Raw genomic sequence first — 21,686 nt, 5'->3', positions numbered from 1 at the left:
AGTCCTTCAAGTTGAGATAAAGGAATGGATGTACAACTAGTGTTTTTTGTAAAGTAATCAATATTGTCAAGACTGTAAAACGAAAGAAAAAGTCTATAAAATCCATGTCCTTAGTTATAAGTCGAAAAAAGCCAGTCAATGGAATGTGAGGAGGTTCCTTTTTGTTAAAAGATTTTTTTGTGAAAAAGAAAAAATATGCTTCTATTCCCTCTGAACAAGCGAAAGCAGATGTCCCAGAAGGAATCATGAGTAAATGTCCTAGTTGTAAAAAGATCATGTATACAAAGGAATTGAACAAAAACAATAAAGTATGTATGAATTGTGATTATCACTATCAAATGACCGCCTATGAAAGAATCGAAAGCTTACTTGATGAAGGGTCATTTGTTGAGTTTGATAAAGAACTTGTTTCTGAAAACCCTCTTGGATTTCCAGACTACCTAGAGAAATTAGCGAAGGACCGAGAAAAGACAAAAATTAATGAGGCAGTCGTTACAGGTGAAGGCAAAATTAGCGGCAATCGATTTATTCTAGCGATTATGGATGCTAGTTTCCGAATGGGAAGCATGGGTTCTGTCGTAGGAGAAAAAATCACGAGAGCTATCGAAAAGGCAATGGAAGAGAAGGTTCCATTTATTATTTTTACAGCCTCTGGAGGAGCAAGAATGCAGGAAGGCGTTCTAAGTCTTATGCAGATGGCTAAAACCAGCTCAGCTTTAAAGCTTTTAAGTAATCAAGGAGGGCTCATTATATCTATTATGACTCATCCTACAACTGGAGGAGTTTCAGCTAGCTTTGCGTCTTTAGGTGATTATAACTTTGCAGAGCCTGGAGCATTAATAGGTTTTGCAGGAAGAAGGATCATTGAACAGACGATACGTGAGGAACTGCCAGAAGATTTTCAAACTGCTGAGTTTTTATTAAAGCATGGCCAATTAGACGCCGTTATCCATCGTAATGAAATGAGAGATATCTTAGCTAATATACTAGATATTCACCAGGATGGAGGTGCTGTAAATTGGTAGGAGAACTAGAATTCGAGAAACCAGTAGTAGAATTAAAGAAGAAAATCACCGAGTTAAAGGCGTTTACAAAAGATGCTAACGTTGATTTATCCGATGAGATAGCTAAACTAGAAACGAGACTAAATAAATTAGAAAATGATATATACGGAAATTTAAAGCCTTGGGACCGTGTTCAAATTGCTCGTCATCCTGAGAGACCTTCTACACTTGATTATATTGAACGCATTTTTACAAACTTTTTTGAATGTCACGGTGACCGCTTTTATGGTGATGATGCTGCGATAGTCGGTGGAATTGCAAAATATCATGGACTATCTGTAACTGTAATAGGTCATCAACGTGGTAAGGATACGAAAGAAAATATTAAAAGAAATTTTGGTATGCCACATCCTGAAGGCTACCGAAAGGCACTTCGATTAATGAAACAAGCTGAAAAATTCAATAGACCAATTATATGTTTCATAGATACAAAAGGCGCATATCCTGGTAAGGCAGCTGAGGAACGTGGTCAAAGTGAAGCAATTGCCAAAAACTTGTTTGAAATGGCTGGCCTAACAGTGCCTGTTGTTTGCATCGTTATTGGTGAAGGTGGAAGTGGTGGAGCTCTTGCTTTAGGAGTTGGAAATCATATTCACATGCTGGAAAATTCTACTTACTCCGTTATTTCACCAGAAGGTGCTGCTGCATTATTGTGGAAGGATTCAGGGCTTGCAAGAAAAGCTGCAGAATCTATGAAAATAACTGCTCCTGATTTGAAGGAACTCGGTATTGTTGATGAAATTATTCCTGAGGTAAAGGGTGGAGCGCATCGTGATGTTGCGTCCCAATCTGCTTCTATTGATAATGTCCTTCGTGTGTCGCTTGAAGATCTTCTAAAATTAACAAAGGAAGAACTTATTCAACAGCGTTACATGAAATATAAGAAAATTGGTCAATTTAGTGAGGCTGAAGATTATATTGGAGTGCAATAAAAGAATTTACTAATTGTGCTTATTTGTAATAATGAATGGACGTGCGTTCCTCTACTATGAGGTGCACGTTTTCCTTTTTTTGATAAAAATGGAGATTTTATTCGTTCACACAACATATTAAATATGAACTTTTTATTACATAATAAAATGGCAGAATTACATACTCTTATAAAAACCTTTTAAAATAAGGATTTAGGTGAAATTTCCTACAGATTCAAAATATTTTAAATATGGCTACTTAGTTGTTTTAATAAATTCTACGTGTTATTTTTATACATATTGTAGAACAATAATAAGAGGTAATGGGTTTAATTGTTTACATAATGGGCAATTTCCATAGAACTTCAATATATTTTAAACAAGAGTTTGAGGTGTTAGTATGAAAAGAATCGGTGTGTTAACAAGTGGTGGAGATTCACCAGGTATGAACGCGGCTATTCGTGCAGTTGTTCGTAAAGCGATTTACCACGATGTGGAGGTATATGGTGTATACCAAGGCTATGCTGGACTAATTAGTGGTCAAATCAAGAAGTTAGAAATTGGGGATGTAGGTGATATTATTCACCGTGGTGGTACAATGCTCTATACGGCTAGATGTGAAGAATTTAAAACTGAGGAAGGCCAGAAAAAAGGCATTGAGCAGTTAAGAAAATTCGGAATAGAAGGCTTAGTTGTTATTGGTGGAGACGGCTCATATCGTGGAGCTAAGAAATTAACTGAGCATGGTTTCCCATGTGTTGGTGTCCCTGGAACTATTGACAATGATATTCCTGGTACTGACTTTACAATCGGTTTCGATACAGCGCTAAATACTGTTATAGATGCTATAGATAAAATACGTGATACAGCAACTTCACATGAACGTACATATGTAATAGAAGTTATGGGGAGACATGCAGGGGACTTAGCATTATGGTCAGGCCTTGCTGGTGGTGCTGAAACAATTTTAATTCCTGAAGCTGACTACGAAATGGAAGACGTTGTTGCAAGATTAAAACGTGGACATGATCGTGGTAAAAAACATAGTATTATTGTTGTTGCAGAAGGTGTTGGCAGCGGAGTGGAGTTCGGTAAGAAAATACAAGAAGCTACAAACCTTGAAACACGTGTAAGTGTACTTGGATATATCCAACGTGGCGGTTCTCCAACTGCAACTGATAGAGTACTGGCTAGTCGATTAGGTGCAAAAGCAGTTGAACTTTTACTTGAAGGTAGAGGCGGACGAGCTGTAGGTATCCAAAAGAATACCTTAGTAGATCATGATATTTTAGAAGTTCTAGACAAGAAACATACTGTTGAACAGGATATGTATCAACTTTCAAAAGAATTATCTATCTAATTCGCAAAACAGGTAATGTGTTACATCGCTATCAATAGCGATTGTGTATGAGGAGGAAATATAAATAATGAGAAAAACAAAGATAGTATGTACAATTGGGCCGGCAAGTGAAAGTGTTGAAAAACTAACTTCTTTAATAGAAGCTGGAATGAACGTAGCAAGATTAAATTTCTCGCACGGTGATTTTGAAGAACATGGAGCACGTATTAAGAACATCAGAGAGGCTGCAAAAATTACTGGGAAAAATGTAGCAATTCTTTTAGATACAAAAGGACCAGAAATCAGAACTCATACTATGGAAAATGGTGCTATCGAATTAGTAGAAGGATCTACGATCATCGTTTCTATGAATGAGGTAGTTGGAACTACTGAAAAGTTCTCCATCTCATATCCAGGGTTAATGCAAGATGTACAACCTGGCTCACGTATTTTACTTGATGACGGTTTAATTGGATTAGAAGTATTGGAAATTGATCAAAGCAAAGGAGAAATCCTTACAAAAATTTTAAATACTGGAACATTAAAAAATAAAAAAGGTGTTAACGTTCCAGGAGTAAAAGTAAACCTTCCTGGTATTACTGAGAAAGATGCGAAGGATATTATTTTCGGTATTCAGCAGGATGTAGATTTCATTGCAGCATCTTTTGTTCGACGTGCATCTGATGTACTTGAAATCCGTGAATTACTAGAAGAAAACAAGGGTGAATCAATCCAAATCATACCAAAGATTGAAAACCAAGAGGGTGTTGACAATATCGATGAAATCCTTGAGGTTTCTGATGGATTAATGGTTGCCCGTGGAGACTTAGGTGTTGAGATTCCTGCAGAGGAAGTACCACTTGTTCAAAAAGAACTAATTAAAAAATGCAATGCACTTGGAAAACCAGTAATCACTGCTACACAGATGTTAGATTCAATGCAGCGTAATCCGAGACCAACACGTGCTGAAGCAAGTGATGTTGCGAATGCAATTTTTGATGGTACAGATGCAATTATGCTTTCTGGTGAAACTGCAGCAGGTTCATATCCTGTTGAAGCAGTTCAAACTATGCACAATATTGCCTCCCGTGCAGAAACTGCATTAGTGTATCGTGATATTTTAGCACAACGTAGTAAAATCTCTGGTACGACTATCACAGATGCAATTGGTCAATCAGTAGCACATACAGCTCTTAATTTAGCTGTTTCAGCAATTGTAACACCAACTGAGAGTGGACATACAGCAAGAATGATTTCAAAATATCGACCAAAAGCTCCTATTATTGCAGTAACAGCTAATGAATCAACAACTAGAAAACTTGCACTTGTATGGGGTGTCTATCCAAGAACAGGTCATGTAGCAAGATCTACTGATGAAATGCTAGAAATATCAGTTGAGGAAGCATTAAATACTGGAATTATTAAACCAGGTGATTTAGTAGTAATTACTGCTGGAGTACCTGTAGGAGAAAGTGGTACAACAAACATCATGAAGATTCATGTTGTTGGTGATGTCATTGCAAAGGGCCAAGGAATTGGCAGAAAATCAGCATTTGGTAAAGTTGTTGTTGCTAATACAAGTGATGAAGCTAAATCAAAAATGTATGATGGTGCAATCCTTGTTACAAATGCAACAGATCGTGACATGGTAAAAGTACTTGAAACAGCAGCTGCTCTTATTACAGAAGAGGGTGGACTTACTAGCCATGCGGCTGTTGTCGGCCTAAGCCTAGGTATCCCTGTAATTGTTGGTGTAGAAAATGCAACATCTCTTTTAAGAGACGGACAAGATATTACTGTTGATTCTGCTCGCGGAATTATATATGAAGGGCATGCAAACGTACTATAAGTTTTTGAAAGAGAAGGAACCCCCTTCTCTTTTTTACATAGAAAAAGAAATTCTAGCCAATAATCAAGTATTAACGGTCTTCGCCATATTTTCTGAATGTTTTTAGTTTTACAGGTTGTACTAATTACGTATAATAGAGAGAAAGCTTACCTTGGTCGGAGGGGAATATATGAGACTGTTACTTGCACTAATTATAATTGTACCTGCTATAGAAATTGGAGTTCTTATTTTGTCAGGTAAGACATTAGGAGTACCAATTACAATTTTATTCATTATTTTAACAGGAGTTGCCGGTGCCTGGCTTGCTAAAAAGCAAGGGTTAGAAACGTTAAGAAGGGCACAAAATCAAATGAGTTATGGTCAAGTACCAGGAGATGCGATTATTGATGGTATATGCATTTTAGTCGGCGCTGTATTACTATTAACTCCTGGTTTTATTACAGACTTAACGGGATTCTTTCTATTACTGCCTAATACTAGAAAACTTTTGAAGCCATTTATAGGTAAGATCATTAGAAGATTGATTGATAGAGGACAATTTACGGTGATACGTAGATAGCAAATTTAAAAGGCATTCCAGATACTGGAATGCCTTTTACTAAAATTTATGCATGTTTCCCCAAGATAAATCCCCATATATCCTTAAAAACACCTGTAGTATATAATGTTCGGATAATTACCAGAGCTACAGGACCAATAATTAAACCAATAAATCCAAACAACTGGAAGCCGACAAATAATGAAATTAACGTAGCAAGAGGGTCTAGCCCTATGCTGGAAGAAATTATTTTAGGTTCCATGACTTGCCTTTGAACAATAACCACTAAATATAAAACGCCCAATCCAATTGCTAAAGGAAGATTCCCGCTAAATGCGGAATAGATTATCCAAGGGACAAATACCAGCCCTGTCCCCAAATAAGGTAGAAGGTCGACGAGTCCGATTAATAATGCAATCGTTATTGCATAATCTACTCGAAGGATCAACAAGCCAACTAATACGATTCCTGCTGTTATAGAAATAAGTGTTAGCTGTGCTTTAATGAAACCAAATAATGCCTTTTTTAGTTCTTCAGACACAGACTTTCCGCTTTCTCTTGCTTTAACTGGGATGAATTTACGACCGTAGCCTATAAATTTGTTCCAATCCTTACTAATGAAAAAGGTTGCTAGTAATGAGAATACAATTACAGTTGCTGCATTTGGTAGCCACCCTAAGAACTTTGGTATATTCTCAAGAAAAGCTTTAATAAATTCACCCACATTTGTTGCTATTGTGCTCCCTACATTTCCTATATTATCCATAATCGTTTGTTGCTGACCTTGTTCAAGATTGTCAAAAACATTTGTTAATCTTTCATAGAAAGGAATAATCTGACCGACAATTAGATTCTCGAAATAGATAACTAGTTTTTCAAAATGTTGAGGGACCTCATTTGCTAGATAATTGGCTCCAGAGATAATTTCTGCAATTAATAAAGTCAATAGACCGGTGACGAATGCAAATACAAGGATAATTCCTATGAAAACAGCAATTCCACGTGGCATTCTCCCTTTATTTTCAAAGAAGTTCACAAGAGGATTTATTAAAAAAGCAATTAATAAAGCAAAAATGAAAGGATAGGTAAGCTTAAATAGAAAGTAAGATAGTACTAAACCAATAACGAGTAGAACCACAACTAGTAGAAAGCGCAAAAAGCTATACACATAATTAATATTCAAACTTTTACCTCCCAAAGGAACTAATTATATTTTATTTTACATCCTTTAGTAAAAGTTGGAAAGCAATACATAGAAATACAGATTAAAGTTTCCAATAATGGAGAAAAAATCTTTTTTGTGATATTATACGTTATAGTAGCAAGTGAAAATAATTCGTCGAAATACTGCACGAATCGGGAAAATTAGTCATTTGTGGCTTGTTTTTAGTATTCCTTAATCTATTGGAATTCCGTAGGAGAAAAATTAATCTACAAAAAAGTTTTTGTGTGATAATATTTTTTAGAGATTAATTTGTCTCTTTTGATTCACAAAAATCTGATAATTGTTTATAATGGAATCTAGGAGTTACAAATTTTCTACATATTTTTTATCACTTGCATAGCATTATTTTTTTATTGTCACAATATTATATTGTTATTATGTGACGTTATGAGCAAAAACTCAAAAATGAAAGCATTTACTTTTGTGAAATTCAATCGATAGATTTATCAAAAATAAATGTAATGATTTTGAGCGGTCGCTCATTTTACTCCAAAAATTCATAGGGGTATGGGGAATTTTCAAAAAAGGAGAGGGTCTTATGACAGCAACAAAGGGTCTAGAAGGTATTGTAGCTACAACATCTTCAATTAGTTCAATCATTGATGATACACTCACGTACGTAGGGTTTGATATCGATGATTTAGCTGAAAATGCTAGTTTTGAAGAAGTTGTATACTTACTATGGCATCGCAAATTACCAAACAACGAGGAGTTAGCTGAACTAAAGCAACAACTTGCTGAAAACGCAAGTCTTCCTCAAGAAGTACTCAATCATTTTAAAACATATCCAATTGATAAGGTTCATCCAATGGGAGCTCTTCGCTCTGCAGTTTCTCTTCTTGGTCTATATGATACAGAAGCGGATGTAATGGATGAAAAAGCAAACTATCAAAAGGCAATTCGTTTACAAGCTAAGCTACCGACTATCGTTACTGCATTCTCTCGTGTACGTAAAGGACTGGAACCAGTAGCACCACGTACAGATTTAAGCTTTGCTGCTAATTTCTTATACATGTTAACTGGTGAAGAACCAAGTGCAATTGCTGAGGAAGCTTTTAATAAGGCATTAGTACTCCACGCAGATCATGAATTAAATGCATCAACATTCACTGCTCGTGTATGCGTAGCAACTCTATCTGACATTTATTCAGGTGTAACTGCAGCAATTGGTGCATTAAAGGGACCACTTCATGGTGGTGCAAATGAAGCAGTTATGAAAATGTTAACTGAAATTGGTGAAGTCGATAATGTTGAAACATATATTAATAATAAGTTAGCTAATAAAGAGAAAATCATGGGCTTTGGACACAGAGTTTATCGCAAAGGTGATCCACGTGCGAAACACTTAAAAGCTATGTCTCAAAAATTAACAACAATTACTGGTGAGCCAAAATGGTATGAGATGTCTACAAAGATTGAAGATATCGTTACAAGTTCAAAACCATTACCACCAAATGTTGACTTCTATTCAGCATCTGTTTACCATAGCTTAGGTATTGACCATGATTTATTTACTCCGATTTTTGCTGTTAGCCGTATTTCAGGATGGTTAGCTCATATTTTAGAACAATATGAAAATAACCGTTTAATCCGTCCGCGTGCGGAATATACAGGACCTGGTATGCAAAAATATGTACCGATTGAGCAAAGAGGATAAAAAAATCTGTATAATAAAAACGAAGCGTACGAGATAGAAATTTCGGAGGGTATTTTTATCCTCTGAAATTCTTCTTATAAATTTTAGGAGGTAATTCTAGTGACTCAAGGAGAAAAAATTACAGTTTCAAATGGTGTATTAAACGTACCAAACAACCCAGTTATTCCTTTCATCGAAGGAGATGGAATTGGTCCTGATATTTGGGCAGCAGCTTCACGTGTATTAGAAGCAGCTGTTGAAAAAGCATATAATGGCGAAAAGGCAATTTTATGGAAAGAAGTTTTAGCAGGAGAAAAAGCGTTTAACCAAACAGGTGAATGGTTACCAGAAGAAACATTAGATGTTATTCGTGAATACATAATTGCTATAAAAGGGCCATTAACTACACCAGTTGGTGGAGGAATCCGTTCTTTAAACGTTGCACTACGTCAAGAATTAGACTTATTCACTTGCCTACGTCCTGTACGTTACTTCACAGGTGTACCTTCACCAATTAAGCGTCCAGAAGATACTGACATGGTCATTTTCCGTGAAAATACAGAAGATATCTATGCTGGTATTGAATATGCAAAAGGTTCAGAAGAAGTTCAAAAGCTTATTAACTTCTTACAAAATGAAATGGGTGTTAATAAAATCCGTTTCCCTGAAACTTCTGGTATTGGAATTAAGCCTGTATCTGAAGAAGGTACAAAACGTCTTGTACGTGCAGCTATTAATTATGCAATTGAACAAGGCCGTAAATCTGTGACTCTAGTTCACAAAGGTAACATTATGAAGTTCACTGAGGGAGCTTTCAAAAACTGGGGTTACGAGCTTGCTGAGCAAGAATTTGGTGATAAAGTATTCACTTGGGCTCAATACGATCGTCTTGTTGAAGAAGAAGGTAAAGATGCTGCAAATAAGGCACAAGCTGATGCTGAAGCTGCAGGAAAAATCATTGTAAAAGATTCGATTGCTGATATCTTCTTACAACAAATTCTAACTCGTCCACGTGAATTTGATGTTGTGGCTACTATGAACCTAAATGGTGACTACATTTCTGATGCATTAGCAGCACAAGTAGGTGGAATTGGTATTGCACCTGGTGCAAACATTAACTACGAAACTGGCCATGCAATCTTTGAAGCAACACATGGTACTGCTCCAAAGTATGCAGGTTTAGATAAAGTTAATCCATCATCAGTATTACTATCTGGAGTATTAATGCTTGAACATCTTGGTTGGAATGAAGCAGCTAACTTAATTATGAATTCAATGGAAAAAACAATTGAATCTAAAGTTGTAACATATGACTTCGCACGTCTAATGGATGGTGCTACTGAAGTGAAATGTTCTGAGTTTGCTGATGAGTTAATTAAGAACCTAGGTTAATAAGTGAGAAAAGTGGCTACCCTGTGTAAGGGTAGTCTCTTACTAAGGATAGGAGGTTCATTAAATGAGTCAATTTAAACGTAAAAAAATATCAGTTATTGGTAGTGGATTTACTGGTGCAACTACTGCATTTCTTTTAGCTCAAAAAGAACTAGGTGATGTGGTATTAGTAGATATTCCACAGATGGAAAATCCTACTAAGGGTAAGGCTCTTGATATGTTGGAAGCTGGTCCGGTGCAAGGTTTTGATGCAAATATTACAGGTACTTCTAATTACGAAGATACTGCAGATTCAGATGTGGTTGTAATCACAGCTGGGATAGCACGTAAACCTGGTATGAGCCGTGATGACCTTGTTCAAACCAATCAAAAAATTATGAAGAGTGTTGCTCAAGAAATTGTAAAATATTCTCCAAACAGTTATATCATTGTATTAACAAACCCTGTTGATGCTATGACCTATACCGTGTTTCAAGAGAGTGGTTTTCCAAAGAACCGTGTAATTGGCCAATCTGGTGTATTAGATACAGCTCGTTTCCGTACCTTCATCGCTCAAGAATTAAACCTATCTGTTAAAGACATCACTGGATTTGTACTAGGTGGTCACGGAGATGACATGGTTCCACTTGTTCGTTACTCTTATGCAGGTGGCATCCCGCTAGAGACATTAATTCCAAAGGATCGACTCGATGCAATTGTCGAACGGACACGTAAAGGTGGCGGAGAAATCGTTAATCTATTAGGGAATGGTAGTGCTTATTACGCTCCTGCAGCATCTCTAGTAGAAATGGTAGAAGCTATCTTAAAAGACCAACGTCGCGTGTTACCTGCGATTGCATACTTAGAAGGTGAATATGGCTTTAACGGTATTTACCTAGGTGTACCAACAATTTTAGGTGCTAATGGTATTGAAAAAATTATCGAATTAGAACTTACTGAAAATGAAAGAGCAGAACTTGCAAAATCTGCAGAATCAGTAAAGAACGTAATGAATATTCTAGTCTAGGATAAAAAAATTCCGGCTGTTGCCGAGCCTAGAAAAATAGTAAACAAAGATTCGGGGCCATCCCCGAATCTTTTGTACATACAAATGAAATCGCTTTCTTAATAGTGGAGGTGCTCATCTTTTCATGTTATTAGGGAAAAAAAGAAAATTGGGTAGAAAGATTGAAGAAATATCTGTTGGTGAAAAGCTAAGCTTAACTGAAAAAATAGAAGACAAGGATCTACTTCTTTATTTGGGGCTTACAAATGATGCGAACCCATTATATATTCAACACGACTACGCCTCTCAAACACCTTTTAAAAAGCCGATTGTACCTTCTATTATGCTAACAGGCATAATCACAGCAGCAGTATCAAAGTATCTACCAGGGCCTGGTAGCCACATCTTAAAACAAGAGATTGAATTCATTAAGCCATTGTATCATTATGCAACGATCCAATTTTTATTTGAGATCACAAAAATAAATTCGCATGACCATACAGTGGAAATTGTTGTAAATGCAACTGATGAGGATGAATCGAAGGTGTTAGAAGGAAGACTACTTGTTTGTCCTCCACACCGTATCGTCCCAATGGATGGAACTATATTAGAGAACTTTTAAAGATTCGGCGGCTGCCGGGTCTTTTTACATTATTAAGTGTAACTTCTTTCAAAGGCCAATGTATAAGTAAAGAAATTGCTTACTCTCGTTATGGGTATAAAGAGGAAAATATTGAGTCTTTTATTATATTCAGTAAATCATTTAATCGATGAACTAGTAATTATTATAACTCACTACTAAACAAACAACTTGGTAAGAATGGGAACGTTATTCTATAATGAACATATAGAGAGAAAACGATGTTGGGGTTTACCTTTTTTAGATGGAGGAAACTATGAAGAAAAAAGTACTGGTTGTAGAGGATGAACAATCGATTATTACATTACTTCAATATAATCTGCAGCAGGCAGGGTATGAGGTGATTACTGCAATGGACGGTGCACGGGGTCTTGAGCTTGCTATTGAGGAGAAGCCGCACCTTATCGTGCTTGACTTGATGTTGCCTACGCTAGATGGAATTGAAGTCTGTAAGCAACTTCGACAAGAAAAAGTAGACATTCCTATCCTCATGCTTACTGCAAAAGATGATGAGTTTGATAAGGTGTTAGGTCTTGAACTTGGAGCAGATGATTATATGACTAAACCATTTAGTCCTAGAGAAGTAGTCGCACGAGTTAAAGCGATCCTACGTAGAACACAGGCAACTGTAGATAGTGATTCAGTTGCTAATAGAAATGCTGACCAAATTACGATTGGCTCACTGCGCATTTTACCAGACTATTTTGAAGCATATTTTCATGAAGAAGCCCTAGAACTTACGCCAAAAGAATTCGAACTTCTTGTCTACCTGGTGAAAAATAAGGGGAGAGTATTAACCCGAGATCAGCTTCTTAGTGCAGTCTGGAATTACGATTTTGCCGGGGACACGCGGATTGTGGATGTTCACATAAGTCATTTACGTGAAAAAATAGAAAAAGACACAAAAAAACCAGCATATATAAAAACAATTAGAGGTTTAGGTTATAAATTAGAGGAGCCAAAGCTTAATGAATAGATTCCGTTCTCGGCTTCTGTTTGCAATTATTTCATTAATTGTCGTTGTTTTTATCATTTTGGGCTTTGTTTTAAATCAGTTAATAACTAATTTCATCGAAAATGGGTTTCATCATGGATATGCAATTGAAAGAATAGCAGGACAAATATGGATTACACTTTTTATCTGCTTAAGTTTGTCCTTAGTTGTTATTTTATCACTTGTAGTTAGGATAACTGCAATTTACGCGAAACCAATTGAGGCTGCAACAAAAGCTGCAAATGAGCTTGCGAACGGTAATTATAAAGCGAGAACTTATGAAGACACAACTGTTGAAACAGGTCAACTCGGTCAATCAATAAATATTCTTGCTAGAAATATTGAAAACATGACAAGATCCTATGAAATGCAACATGATAGATTGCATACTTTGATTGAAAACATGGGTAGCGGATTACTATTCATTGATGGTAAAGGATATATTAGTATTTTCAATCGCACTATTAGTGAAGTTTTTAAAAAGGATAAAGATGCATTAAAGGGACAGCTATACTATGATGCCTTTGAACAAAGGGATGTTGTCTCATTAGTTGAAGAAATTTTTATGACTGAGAAAAATGTTAGAAAGCAACTTTACCTAACAATAAAGAACGAACCACGAGACTTTGAAGTATATGGAGCTCCTATTTTGGGGGCGAATGAGGAATGGAAAGGAGTCGCACTCGTTTTTCATGATATCTCCGATTTAAAGAGACTTGAACAAATGAGAAAAGACTTTGTAGCTAATGTCTCTCATGAGTTACGTACACCTATTACATCAATTAAAGGGTTCTCAGAAACCTTACTTGACGGTGCAATGAACGACGAGAACTTATCGAAGGAATTTTTAACGATTATCCTAAATGAGAGCAATAGGCTTCAGATACTCATCCAGGACTTATTAGACTTATCAAAAATGGAGAATAAAGGATTTCATCTTCAAATCTCTAAAGTGGATATTAGAGAATTGCTACATAATAGTTTACTCATGCACCAAGCGAAAGCTACAGAGAAAAATATTGAACTTGAACTAGTAACGAACGACCATGAGAGAATCTCAATAGATGGTGATGCAAACCGACTCAAACAAGTATTTATAAATGTTATTAATAACAGCATCTCGTATTCTAGTGAGGGTGCAAAAGTAACTGTAAAGATAGAGAATGATGATAGCCGTGTAAAGATACAAATTGTAGATACAGGAATCGGCATTGATGAAAAAGAGCTCCCTAGAATATTTGAAAGATTTTATCGAGTTGATAAAGCTAGAAGTAGAAACTCGGGTGGAACAGGCCTAGGGCTGGCGATTGTGAAACATATTATTGAAGCACATGAGGGTTCTGTTCAAGTTGACAGTAAGGTTGGAGAAGGGACAACAGTTACGATTTGTTTGAAGAAAGTACTAGCATAAGCTCCTTTACAAAATGTTAACAACTAGTACATATTTCCTTAATAAACCAATCGTATGATGTATTTGAGAACCCCTTCATCCAGAAGGCCAAATTATTTTTACAAGGGCATACGTGTCCTTGTCTTTTTTTATTTACGTTTTTTTGAAACCTTTTTTTATTATATCCGTATAAAACACTGTAGCAGTAAAATAGGGGGGAGAACATGATTAGTTTAAAGCGTATTTATACGATTGTAGGACTATCTATTTTAGTTCTAATATTAGGTACTGTAGCTTTTACTTCATGGTACACAGTAGATGAGTCAGAACAAGCAATTATATTAACCTTTGGTAAAGCAGACGAAGGTATTACAGAGCCGGGATTACATTTTAAAATGCCATGGCCAATTCAAGATGTAGAGAAATTACCAAAGACGACGTTCAGTTTACAGTTTGGATATGAACAAAAAGAAGGACAAATTACCGACATACCTAAAGATACAAAGATGATTACAGGTGATGAAAACATTGTTCTTGCAGACTTAGTTGTTCAATGGCAAATTACAGACCCTTCTAAGTTTCTATTTAACTCAGAAGATCCAGAACAAATTCTTTACAATTCCACATCAGCATCATTAAGAAGTATCATAGGTAGTTCAAAAATCGATGATGCATTAACCTCTGGAAAAGCTAAAATTGAGGCTGAAGTAAGGGACTTGTTAACACATCTTGTCGACAAATATGATATTGGTATAGCAATTACTGCAGTTAAGTTACAGGACGTTGAACTGCCAAATGAAGAGGTTCGTAAGGCATTTACGAATGTAACAGATGCTCGTGAAACAATGAATACGAAAATTAATGAAGCGAACAAATATAGAAACCAGAAAATGAATGAAGCTGATGGAGAAAAGAAAGCATTAATTTCCAGAGCTGAAGGTGACAAAGCTGCACGTATTGAAGCGGCACGTGGAGATGTTGCAACATTCAATGCACTTTACACTGAATATGCAAAGAACAAAGAGATTACTAAAAAACGTTTAATCTTAGAAACTCTTGATGAAGTTTTACCAAATACAGACATTTATATTATGAAGGATGATGGAAATACAATGAAGTATTTACCAATACGTCCAGCTGATAACCAGCAACAACAGCAAGTACCACCTGTACAGACGGAAGGAAGTGGTAAGAGTGAGTGAAAATGTTGTGGATATGAATGAAAGAACAGCAACCTCTAAATTTGGTAAATATACTAAAGGCGGAATTTTCCTGCTCATACTATTAATCATAATTGGTATATTGATAGCAAATATCTTTATTGTAAGAGAAGGGGAATACAAGGTAGTACGTCAGTTCGGGGAAGTCGTCAGAATTGATTCAACACCAGGTATTTCCTATAAAATTCCATTTATCCAGTCAGTTGAGACACTACCAAAATATCAAATGATTTATGATGTTCAAGAAGCTGAGATTAATACAAAAGACAAAAAGCGTATGATGATTGATAATTATGCAGTATGGAAAATCGAAGATCCAAAGCAAATGATTGCTAAAACAAGAACGGTTGTGAATGCTGAGGCAAAGCTTGATGAATTTGTGTATTCAGCAATTCGTACAGAACTAGGTCAACTTAATTATGATGAAATTATCAATGATGAAAAATCATCACGTGGAAGCTTAAATGACAGAATTACAGAAATCGTAAATGAAAACCTTAAAGAGGATAACTACGGAATAATTGTTACAGACATTCGCATGAAACGTACAGACTTGCCAGCAGAAAACGAACAATCTGTATTCACTAGAATGATTTCAGAACGTCAATCAACTGCACAGGAATACTTATCTAAAGGGGACGCAGAGAAAAATATAATTGAAGCGAATACCGATAGAGAAGTTAAAGAAATAATTGCAAAAGCACAGGCAGATGCTGAAGTAATTCGAAGCCAAGGGGAAGGAGAAGCAGCTAGGATCTATAATGATGCATTCGCAAAGGATGCTGAATTCTATAATCTTTTCCGTACTCTAGAATCTTATAAAAAGACAATTGACGGAGAAACAGTTATTATCTTACCTGCCGATTCTCCATATGCCCAGCTATTAATGGGATATACTGAGTAATACGATACAAAAAAATAGCCGTTATTTTCCATTCTGTTTTTTACATGCTAAAATAAACAGTAGGAAAATACGGCTTTTTTCTATTATCATATAAGCGAAACACTTTTCTAAGAAATTGGTTGTTGCCGACAAATAAGGGAGGACTAGATTTGAGTAAAAAAATAGTCTTAATTGATGGAAATAGTATAGCTTATCGCGCTTTTTTCGCATTACCATTATTAAACAATGATAAGGGAATACATACAAATGCTATTTACGGGTTTACTATGATTTTAATGAGGATTCTTGAACAAGAAAAACCTTCACATATACTAGTAGCTTTTGACGCTGGTAAAACAACATTTAGACATAGTACCTTTAGTGAATACAAAGGTGGAAGGCAAAAAACACCACCTGAGCTTTCAGAGCAATTTCCCTTTTTACGTGAACTACTTGATGCATACAAGGTTGCGAGATATGAATTACCAAATTATGAAGCGGATGATATCATCGGTACACTTTCACTGCAGGCTGAAAAAGAAGGCTATGAAGTGAAGGTGATCTCCGGTGATAAGGACCTTACACAACTAGCATCTGAGAATGTGACTGTTGATATTACGAAAAAAGGAATAACAGACGTTGATTCTTATACCCCAGAGTTTATACAGGAAAAGTATGGTATTACTCCTGAACGTATCATCGATATGAAGGGATTGATGGGTGATAATTCGGATAATATTCCAGGAGTACCAGGGGTTGGTGAAAAAACGGCAATTAAATTGTTACAGGAGTTTGGGTCACTGGAGGAACTTTTACAATCCGTTGATAAAGTAAGCGGGAAAAAGCTGAAAGAAAAACTGGAGGAACATAAAGATCAAGCTCTAATGAGTAAACAACTTGCCACTATCTATCGTGAAGCACCAGTAGAAATCAATATTTCTGATATTGCTTATGATGGGTATGATGGTGAACAGGTAACAAAGCTTTTCAAAGAACTTGGTTTTAACTCTCTACTGGATAAAATTGAAGGACCAGTAGCTGAGGAAAAGCCGTTGGAAGAGATTGATTTTAAAATTGTCCAAGAATTCACTGATGAAATCCTTACTTCGCAAGCAGCACTAATTGTTGAAGTGTTGGATGAAAGCTACCATCAAGCAGATATACAGGGATTTGCGATTGCGAATGAAAACGGCAATTATTATATTTCTACAAAGCTTGCATTGGAGTCAGAAGCTTTTCAAAAATGGGCAAAAGATAAAAATAATAAAAAGACTGTCTATGATGCTAAAAAGTCAATCGTTGCTCTTCGTTGGAAGGGAATCGAGTTACGTGGAACAGATTTCGATTGTTTGATTGCATCATATATTTTAAATCCGTCTGATTCTACAGAAGATATAGCTGCCATAGCAAAAGTAAAGGGTATAACAGATGTAAATTCAGATGAAGCCGTATATGGAAAGGGTGCGAAACGCAGCATTCCTACAGAAGATGTACTTGCAGAACATCTTGCTAGAAAAGCGATAGCTTTATCAAAATTAGAAGACATGTTTATAGCTGAACTACAAGAGAATGAACAATATAACTTGTTTACAGACCTGGAGATGCCGTTATCTTTAATACTTGCAGATATGGAATCAATTGGGATTAAGGTTGATGTTGAGCGATTAAAAGCAATGGGTGAAGAATTAAAAGAACATCTACAAGAACTAGAGGAGAAAATTTACGAATTAGCTGGCGAAGCCTTTAATATCAATTCACCAAAGCAACTCGGTGTTATTCTTTTTGAAAAGCTGCAGCTTCCTGTTTTTAAAAAGACAAAAACCGGTTATTCAACGTCTGCAGACATCCTTGAAAGACTGGCGCCAGAGCATGAAATTATTGAGTATATCCTGCATTATCGTCAAGTTGGAAAGCTTCAATCAACATATATTGAAGGTTTATTAAAGGTTGTACATGAAGATACCTGTAGGGTTCATACTAGATTCCAGCAAGCGTTAACGCAAACAGGGAGACTAAGCTCAACTGATCCTAATCTACAAAATATACCGATTAGACTTGAAGAAGGACGTAGAATTAGACAAGCCTTCGTTCCATCAAACAAGGATTGGTTAATCTTTGCAGCCGATTATTCTCAGATTGAACTACGAGTACTTGCGCATATCGCGAACGATGAAAATCTAATTGATGCATTCTCAAATGATCTGGACATTCACACTAAAACAGCTATGGACGTTTTTCATGTGAATGAAAATGAAGTTACCTCCAATATGCGTAGACAGGCAAAAGCGGTTAATTTTGGAATTGTCTATGGTATTAGTGATTTTGGATTATCTCAAAATCTTGGGATTACACGAAAAGATGCAGGGCGTTTTATTGAGCGATATTTTGCAAGCTTCCCTGGTGTAAAAGAATATATGGAAGAGATTGTTGAAGAGTGTAGACAAAAAGGATATGTTTCGACACTTTTACAAAGAAGACGATATATCCCTGAAATTACTGCTCGAAACTTTAATGTTAGAAGTTTTGCTGAAAGAACAGCTATGAATACGCCTATACAGGGCAGTGCGGCAGACATCATTAAAAAAGCAATGATTGATATGGCAGCAAGACTAAAAGATGAAAAGCTTCAAGCTAAACTTCTTTTACAAGTGCATGACGAATTAATTTTTGAAGCTCCGGAAGAAGAAATTGAGATACTTAAGAAGATTGTACCTGATGTTATGGAAAACACAATCTCATTAAAGGTACCGTTAAAGGTTGATTACTCGTACGGAAAGACGTGGTACGACGCAAAGTAGAAGGATGTGATTGAATGCCTGAGCTTCCAGAGGTTGAAACGGTAAGGCGTACGTTAACTGAGCTTGTTAACGGAAAAACAATAGATAAGGTCACAGTACTTTGGCCAAAAATGATAAAAAAACCGGAAGAGGCTGAACAGTTTACAGACGCCCTTCATGGTCAAACCATTCATAACGTTGAGAGACGAGGAAAATTTTTAAAATTTATATTAGATGATTATGTGATGGTTTCTCACTTGCGAATGGAAGGAAGGTATGGCTTATACAAGCAATCTGAACCTTATGATAAGCATACCCATGTGCTCTTTACATTCACAGATGGAACAGAGCTGCGTTATCGCGATGTAAGAAAATTTGGGACAATGCACTTATTTGCGAAAGGAGAGGAAGAATTAGTTCTTCCCCTCTCCCAATTAGGGCCAGAACCATTCTCAAAAGAGTTTACTGTGAGCTATCTCGAGACACAGCTAGCTAAAACAAATCGTAAAATAAAGGTTGCCTTACTTGACCAAACAAGTGTTGTAGGATTAGGTAATATTTATGTAGACGAGGCATTATATAGAGCTGGAATATATCCAGAACGACCAGCAAATTCGCTTACAAAGAAAGAAATAAAAAAACTACATGAAGAAATTGTTCAAACACTACAAGAGGCTGTTGACAAAGGTGGTAGTACCATTCGTTCCTATGTAAATACGCAAGGAGAAATAGGTATGTTCCAATTAGAGCTATTTGTGTACGCTCAAAATGGGAAAGCATGTAAGCGATGTGGAACTGAAATCGAAAAAACAGTTGTAGGTGGCAGAGGTACTCATTTCTGCCCGGTTTGTCAAAAAGAACCGAAGAAAAAGAATAAATCGTAAGGTTGTTTTCCTCATCTAATCTTGAATTCGGACATTTCACATGAGATAGGCTCCTTCCATATACTATCGTAGCAAATGATAGGAGGGAGACTCTTTGATATGTCCCAATTCGCATCACTCATTTTATTAGCATTTGCAGTTAGTTTGGATAGCTTTAGTGTTGGTTTTACGTATGGAATACGAAAAATGCAAATTCCCTTTAAGTCAATAATCACAATTGCCTGTTGTTCAGCCGTTATCTTAATGGCTTCAATGGGGTTAGGAAAATCAATTGCTGTTTTTCTCTCGCCAGAGATTGCAGAAAGGCTAGGAGGGCTTGTGCTTGTTCTAATAGGAGCATGGGTGTTGTATCAGTTTTTTCGTCCATCATCACAATCCACTGAACAAACAAATGAAGAAGAGGAAAAAGTGTTAGTGAAGGTTGAAATAAAATCACTTGGATTAGTGATAAATATATTAAAAAAGCCAATGGTTGCTGATTTTGATAAATCAGGAACAATCACCGGATTGGAAGCGTTTATGCTCGGATTAGCTCTTTCGTTAGATGCATTTGGAGCAGGTATCGGAGCAGCATTACTAGGCTTCTCCCCGTGGATGATGGCATTATTAGTTGCTTTTATGAGTTCTCTTTTTGTGTTTCTTGGTATCAAAAGTGGAACTATTTTTTCAAAGTTTAAATGGGTTAAGAAATTCTCTTTTTTACCAGGGGTTTTACTTATTGTAATAGGAATATGGAAGTTTTAATTTTATTCAGAAGAAGCCTCATACTTCTATAAATGGGGATGAAATCAAGAGTATACAATACAGACGGGGTTCAAACTCCGACTGAATAAAGTTAAAGCCCCCGGCGGATGCCTCGATTTTTATAAAAGTAAATAGTCGAGAGCAAGCCCGAAAAAAATCTGGCGCAAATACGCCAAGGCACAATTAATTGTATCACTAAAGAGGTGTAAAAGTACGTGGCATTAACGATTGGACTAACAGGTGGAATTGCAAGTGGAAAAAGTACCGTCTCAAACATGTTTAAGGATATGGGAATTGTTTTAATAGATGCTGACGTTATTGCCCGTAAGGTAGTTGAGGTCGGACAAGAAGCATACCAGCAAATTGTAGAAGCCTTTGGTGAGGATATCTTATTGCCTGACAAAACAATAGATCGAGCAAAACTCGGTTCGATTATCTTCTATAGCGAAGAGAAGCGGCTGGTGTTAAATTCAATTGTACACCCCGCGGTTCGTAAACAGATGCTAAAGGAAAAACAAGAGCATATTGAAAATGAAGAAAAAGCGATTATCTTAGATATACCATTGCTTTTCGAAAGTAAGCTCACTGCTTTAGTGGACCGTACTCTCCTTGTTTATGTTGATTATGATATTCAATTAGAACGTCTAATGAATCGAAATAATCTAAGTAAACAGGACGCAGAAGCTAGAATTAAATCTCAAATGCCTTTAAAGGATAAAATTCCGCTTGCTGACGCTGTTATTACGAATAATGGCAGTATAGAGGAAACAAAAGCTCAGTTAGAAGAGCTATGTAAAAGTTGGGGAATAATCAACTGAATTAAAAAATAAAATGGAGTGTTCAGAAGTATTATGCTTTTGGGCGCTTTTTTTGTTGGATGCGAGTTACTGTGTTCGGGATGATGGGGGAGGTTCTTGTCCACCGAGAAATAGGAGAGAATGGGATTCTGATGCGATAAGATTGTTTCTATAATCGACTAAGAATGAGTATTGAGTAGATTTTGGGTCGATAAGATTGTCCTAATCGACTAAGAATAGGTATTGAGTAGATTTTGGGTCGATAAGATTGATTCTAATCGACCGAGAAAAAGAATTGAGTAGGTTCTGGGTCGATAAGATGGGTTCTAATCGACCGAGATTAAGGATGGAGTAGGTTCTGGGTCGATAAGATGGGTTCTAATCGACCGAGAATAAGGATGGAGTAGGTTCTGGGTCG

The 21,686-nt window shown here is 36.4% G+C and carries 18 protein-coding genes; 17 read left to right on the top strand and 1 reads right to left on the bottom strand.

Annotated features, from left to right (window positions below; genetic code table 11):
• Positions 1–161 precede the first annotated feature (161 nt).
• The 5 genes from accD (at position 162) to AB3M96_RS21290 (ending at position 5,722) form a co-directional block, all read left to right on the top strand.
• On the top strand, positions 162–1,025 hold the full coding sequence (gene accD, locus AB3M96_RS21310) for an acetyl-CoA carboxylase, carboxyltransferase subunit beta (protein WP_412969623.1): 864 nt from the start codon (positions 162–164) through the stop codon (positions 1,023–1,025).
• Complete coding sequence (gene accA, locus AB3M96_RS21305) at positions 1,019–1,996, top strand: acetyl-CoA carboxylase carboxyl transferase subunit alpha (RefSeq protein WP_412969622.1); 978 nt, start codon at positions 1,019–1,021, stop codon at positions 1,994–1,996. The genes accD and accA overlap by 7 nt, the downstream gene beginning before the upstream one ends.
• Positions 1,997–2,375: 379 nt before the next feature.
• Positions 2,376–3,335 (top strand): 6-phosphofructokinase, encoded by a 960-nt coding sequence (gene pfkA, locus AB3M96_RS21300; protein WP_412969621.1) that lies wholly within the window; start codon positions 2,376–2,378, stop codon positions 3,333–3,335.
• A gap of 67 nt (positions 3,336–3,402) precedes the next feature.
• Entirely contained in the window at positions 3,403–5,163 is a 1,761-nt protein-coding gene (gene pyk, locus AB3M96_RS21295; protein ID WP_412969620.1) for a pyruvate kinase, read from the top strand.
• 169 nt (positions 5,164–5,332) lie between these two features.
• Positions 5,333–5,722 carry an FxsA family protein gene (locus tag AB3M96_RS21290; protein ID WP_412969619.1) on the top strand — a complete coding sequence of 130 codons (390 nt, stop codon included), beginning with the start codon at positions 5,333–5,335 and terminating at the stop codon, positions 5,720–5,722.
• Between the two features lie 46 nt (positions 5,723–5,768).
• Here AB3M96_RS21290 and ytvI read toward each other — a convergent pair whose 3' ends face one another.
• Positions 5,769–6,884, bottom strand: a complete 1,116-nt coding sequence (gene ytvI, locus AB3M96_RS21285; RefSeq protein WP_412969618.1) for a sporulation integral membrane protein YtvI — start codon at positions 6,882–6,884, stop codon at positions 5,769–5,771.
• A 580-nt stretch (positions 6,885–7,464) separates the two neighbouring features.
• On the opposite strand from ytvI, the gene citZ reads away from it, so the two are divergent.
• From citZ to coaE, 12 genes are all read left to right on the top strand, one after another.
• Positions 7,465–8,583, top strand: a complete 1,119-nt coding sequence (gene citZ / locus AB3M96_RS21280) for a citrate synthase (protein WP_412969617.1) — start codon at positions 7,465–7,467, stop codon at positions 8,581–8,583.
• 99 nt (positions 8,584–8,682) lie between these two features.
• A complete protein-coding gene (gene icd / locus AB3M96_RS21275; RefSeq protein WP_412969616.1) occupies positions 8,683–9,954 on the top strand; it encodes an NADP-dependent isocitrate dehydrogenase in 1,272 nt (423 codons plus the stop codon).
• 64 nt (positions 9,955–10,018) lie between these two features.
• The gene (gene mdh / locus AB3M96_RS21270; protein WP_412969615.1) at positions 10,019–10,960 is read left to right on the top strand and encodes a malate dehydrogenase; all 942 of its coding nucleotides are present in this window, start codon (positions 10,019–10,021) and stop codon (positions 10,958–10,960) included.
• A 124-nt stretch (positions 10,961–11,084) separates the two neighbouring features.
• Positions 11,085–11,561, top strand: a complete 477-nt coding sequence (locus tag AB3M96_RS21265; RefSeq protein ID WP_412969614.1) for a MaoC/PaaZ C-terminal domain-containing protein — start codon at positions 11,085–11,087, stop codon at positions 11,559–11,561.
• A 274-nt stretch (positions 11,562–11,835) separates the two neighbouring features.
• Positions 11,836–12,555 (top strand): winged helix-turn-helix domain-containing protein, encoded by a 720-nt coding sequence (locus AB3M96_RS21260; protein ID WP_412969613.1) that lies wholly within the window; start codon positions 11,836–11,838, stop codon positions 12,553–12,555.
• Positions 12,548–13,984 (top strand): two-component system histidine kinase PnpS, encoded by a 1,437-nt coding sequence (gene pnpS / locus AB3M96_RS21255; protein WP_412969612.1) that lies wholly within the window; start codon positions 12,548–12,550, stop codon positions 13,982–13,984. Before AB3M96_RS21260 ends, pnpS begins: the two co-directional genes overlap by 8 nt.
• 203 nt (positions 13,985–14,187) lie before the next feature.
• Positions 14,188–15,165 carry an FtsH protease activity modulator HflK gene (hflK, locus tag AB3M96_RS21250; RefSeq protein WP_412969611.1) on the top strand — a complete coding sequence of 326 codons (978 nt, stop codon included), beginning with the start codon at positions 14,188–14,190 and terminating at the stop codon, positions 15,163–15,165.
• Positions 15,158–16,087 carry a protease modulator HflC gene (gene hflC / locus AB3M96_RS21245; protein ID WP_412969610.1) on the top strand — a complete coding sequence of 310 codons (930 nt, stop codon included), beginning with the start codon at positions 15,158–15,160 and terminating at the stop codon, positions 16,085–16,087. Before hflK ends, hflC begins: the two co-directional genes overlap by 8 nt.
• Positions 16,088–16,236: 149 nt before the next feature.
• Positions 16,237–18,864 carry a DNA polymerase I gene (gene polA, locus AB3M96_RS21240; RefSeq protein WP_412969609.1) on the top strand — a complete coding sequence of 876 codons (2,628 nt, stop codon included), beginning with the start codon at positions 16,237–16,239 and terminating at the stop codon, positions 18,862–18,864.
• A 14-nt stretch (positions 18,865–18,878) separates the two neighbouring features.
• Positions 18,879–19,727 (top strand): DNA-formamidopyrimidine glycosylase, encoded by an 849-nt coding sequence (gene mutM / locus AB3M96_RS21235; protein WP_412969608.1) that lies wholly within the window; start codon positions 18,879–18,881, stop codon positions 19,725–19,727.
• 99 nt (positions 19,728–19,826) lie between these two features.
• Complete coding sequence (gene ytaF, locus AB3M96_RS21230; protein WP_412969607.1) at positions 19,827–20,471, top strand: sporulation membrane protein YtaF; 645 nt, start codon at positions 19,827–19,829, stop codon at positions 20,469–20,471.
• Positions 20,472–20,686: 215 nt separating this feature from the next.
• Positions 20,687–21,289, top strand: coding sequence for a dephospho-CoA kinase (coaE, locus tag AB3M96_RS21225; RefSeq protein WP_412969606.1), 603 nt, complete (start codon positions 20,687–20,689; stop codon positions 21,287–21,289).
• Positions 21,290–21,686: the final 397 nt, after the last annotated feature.

It is taken from the genome of Ferdinandcohnia jepli, assembly GCF_047246645.1.
Classification (GTDB): Bacteria; Bacillota; Bacilli; order Bacillales; family Bacillaceae_L; genus Ferdinandcohnia.
Note: the sequence above shows the minus strand (reverse complement) of the source record. Positions and strands in the feature narration are given on the sequence as shown.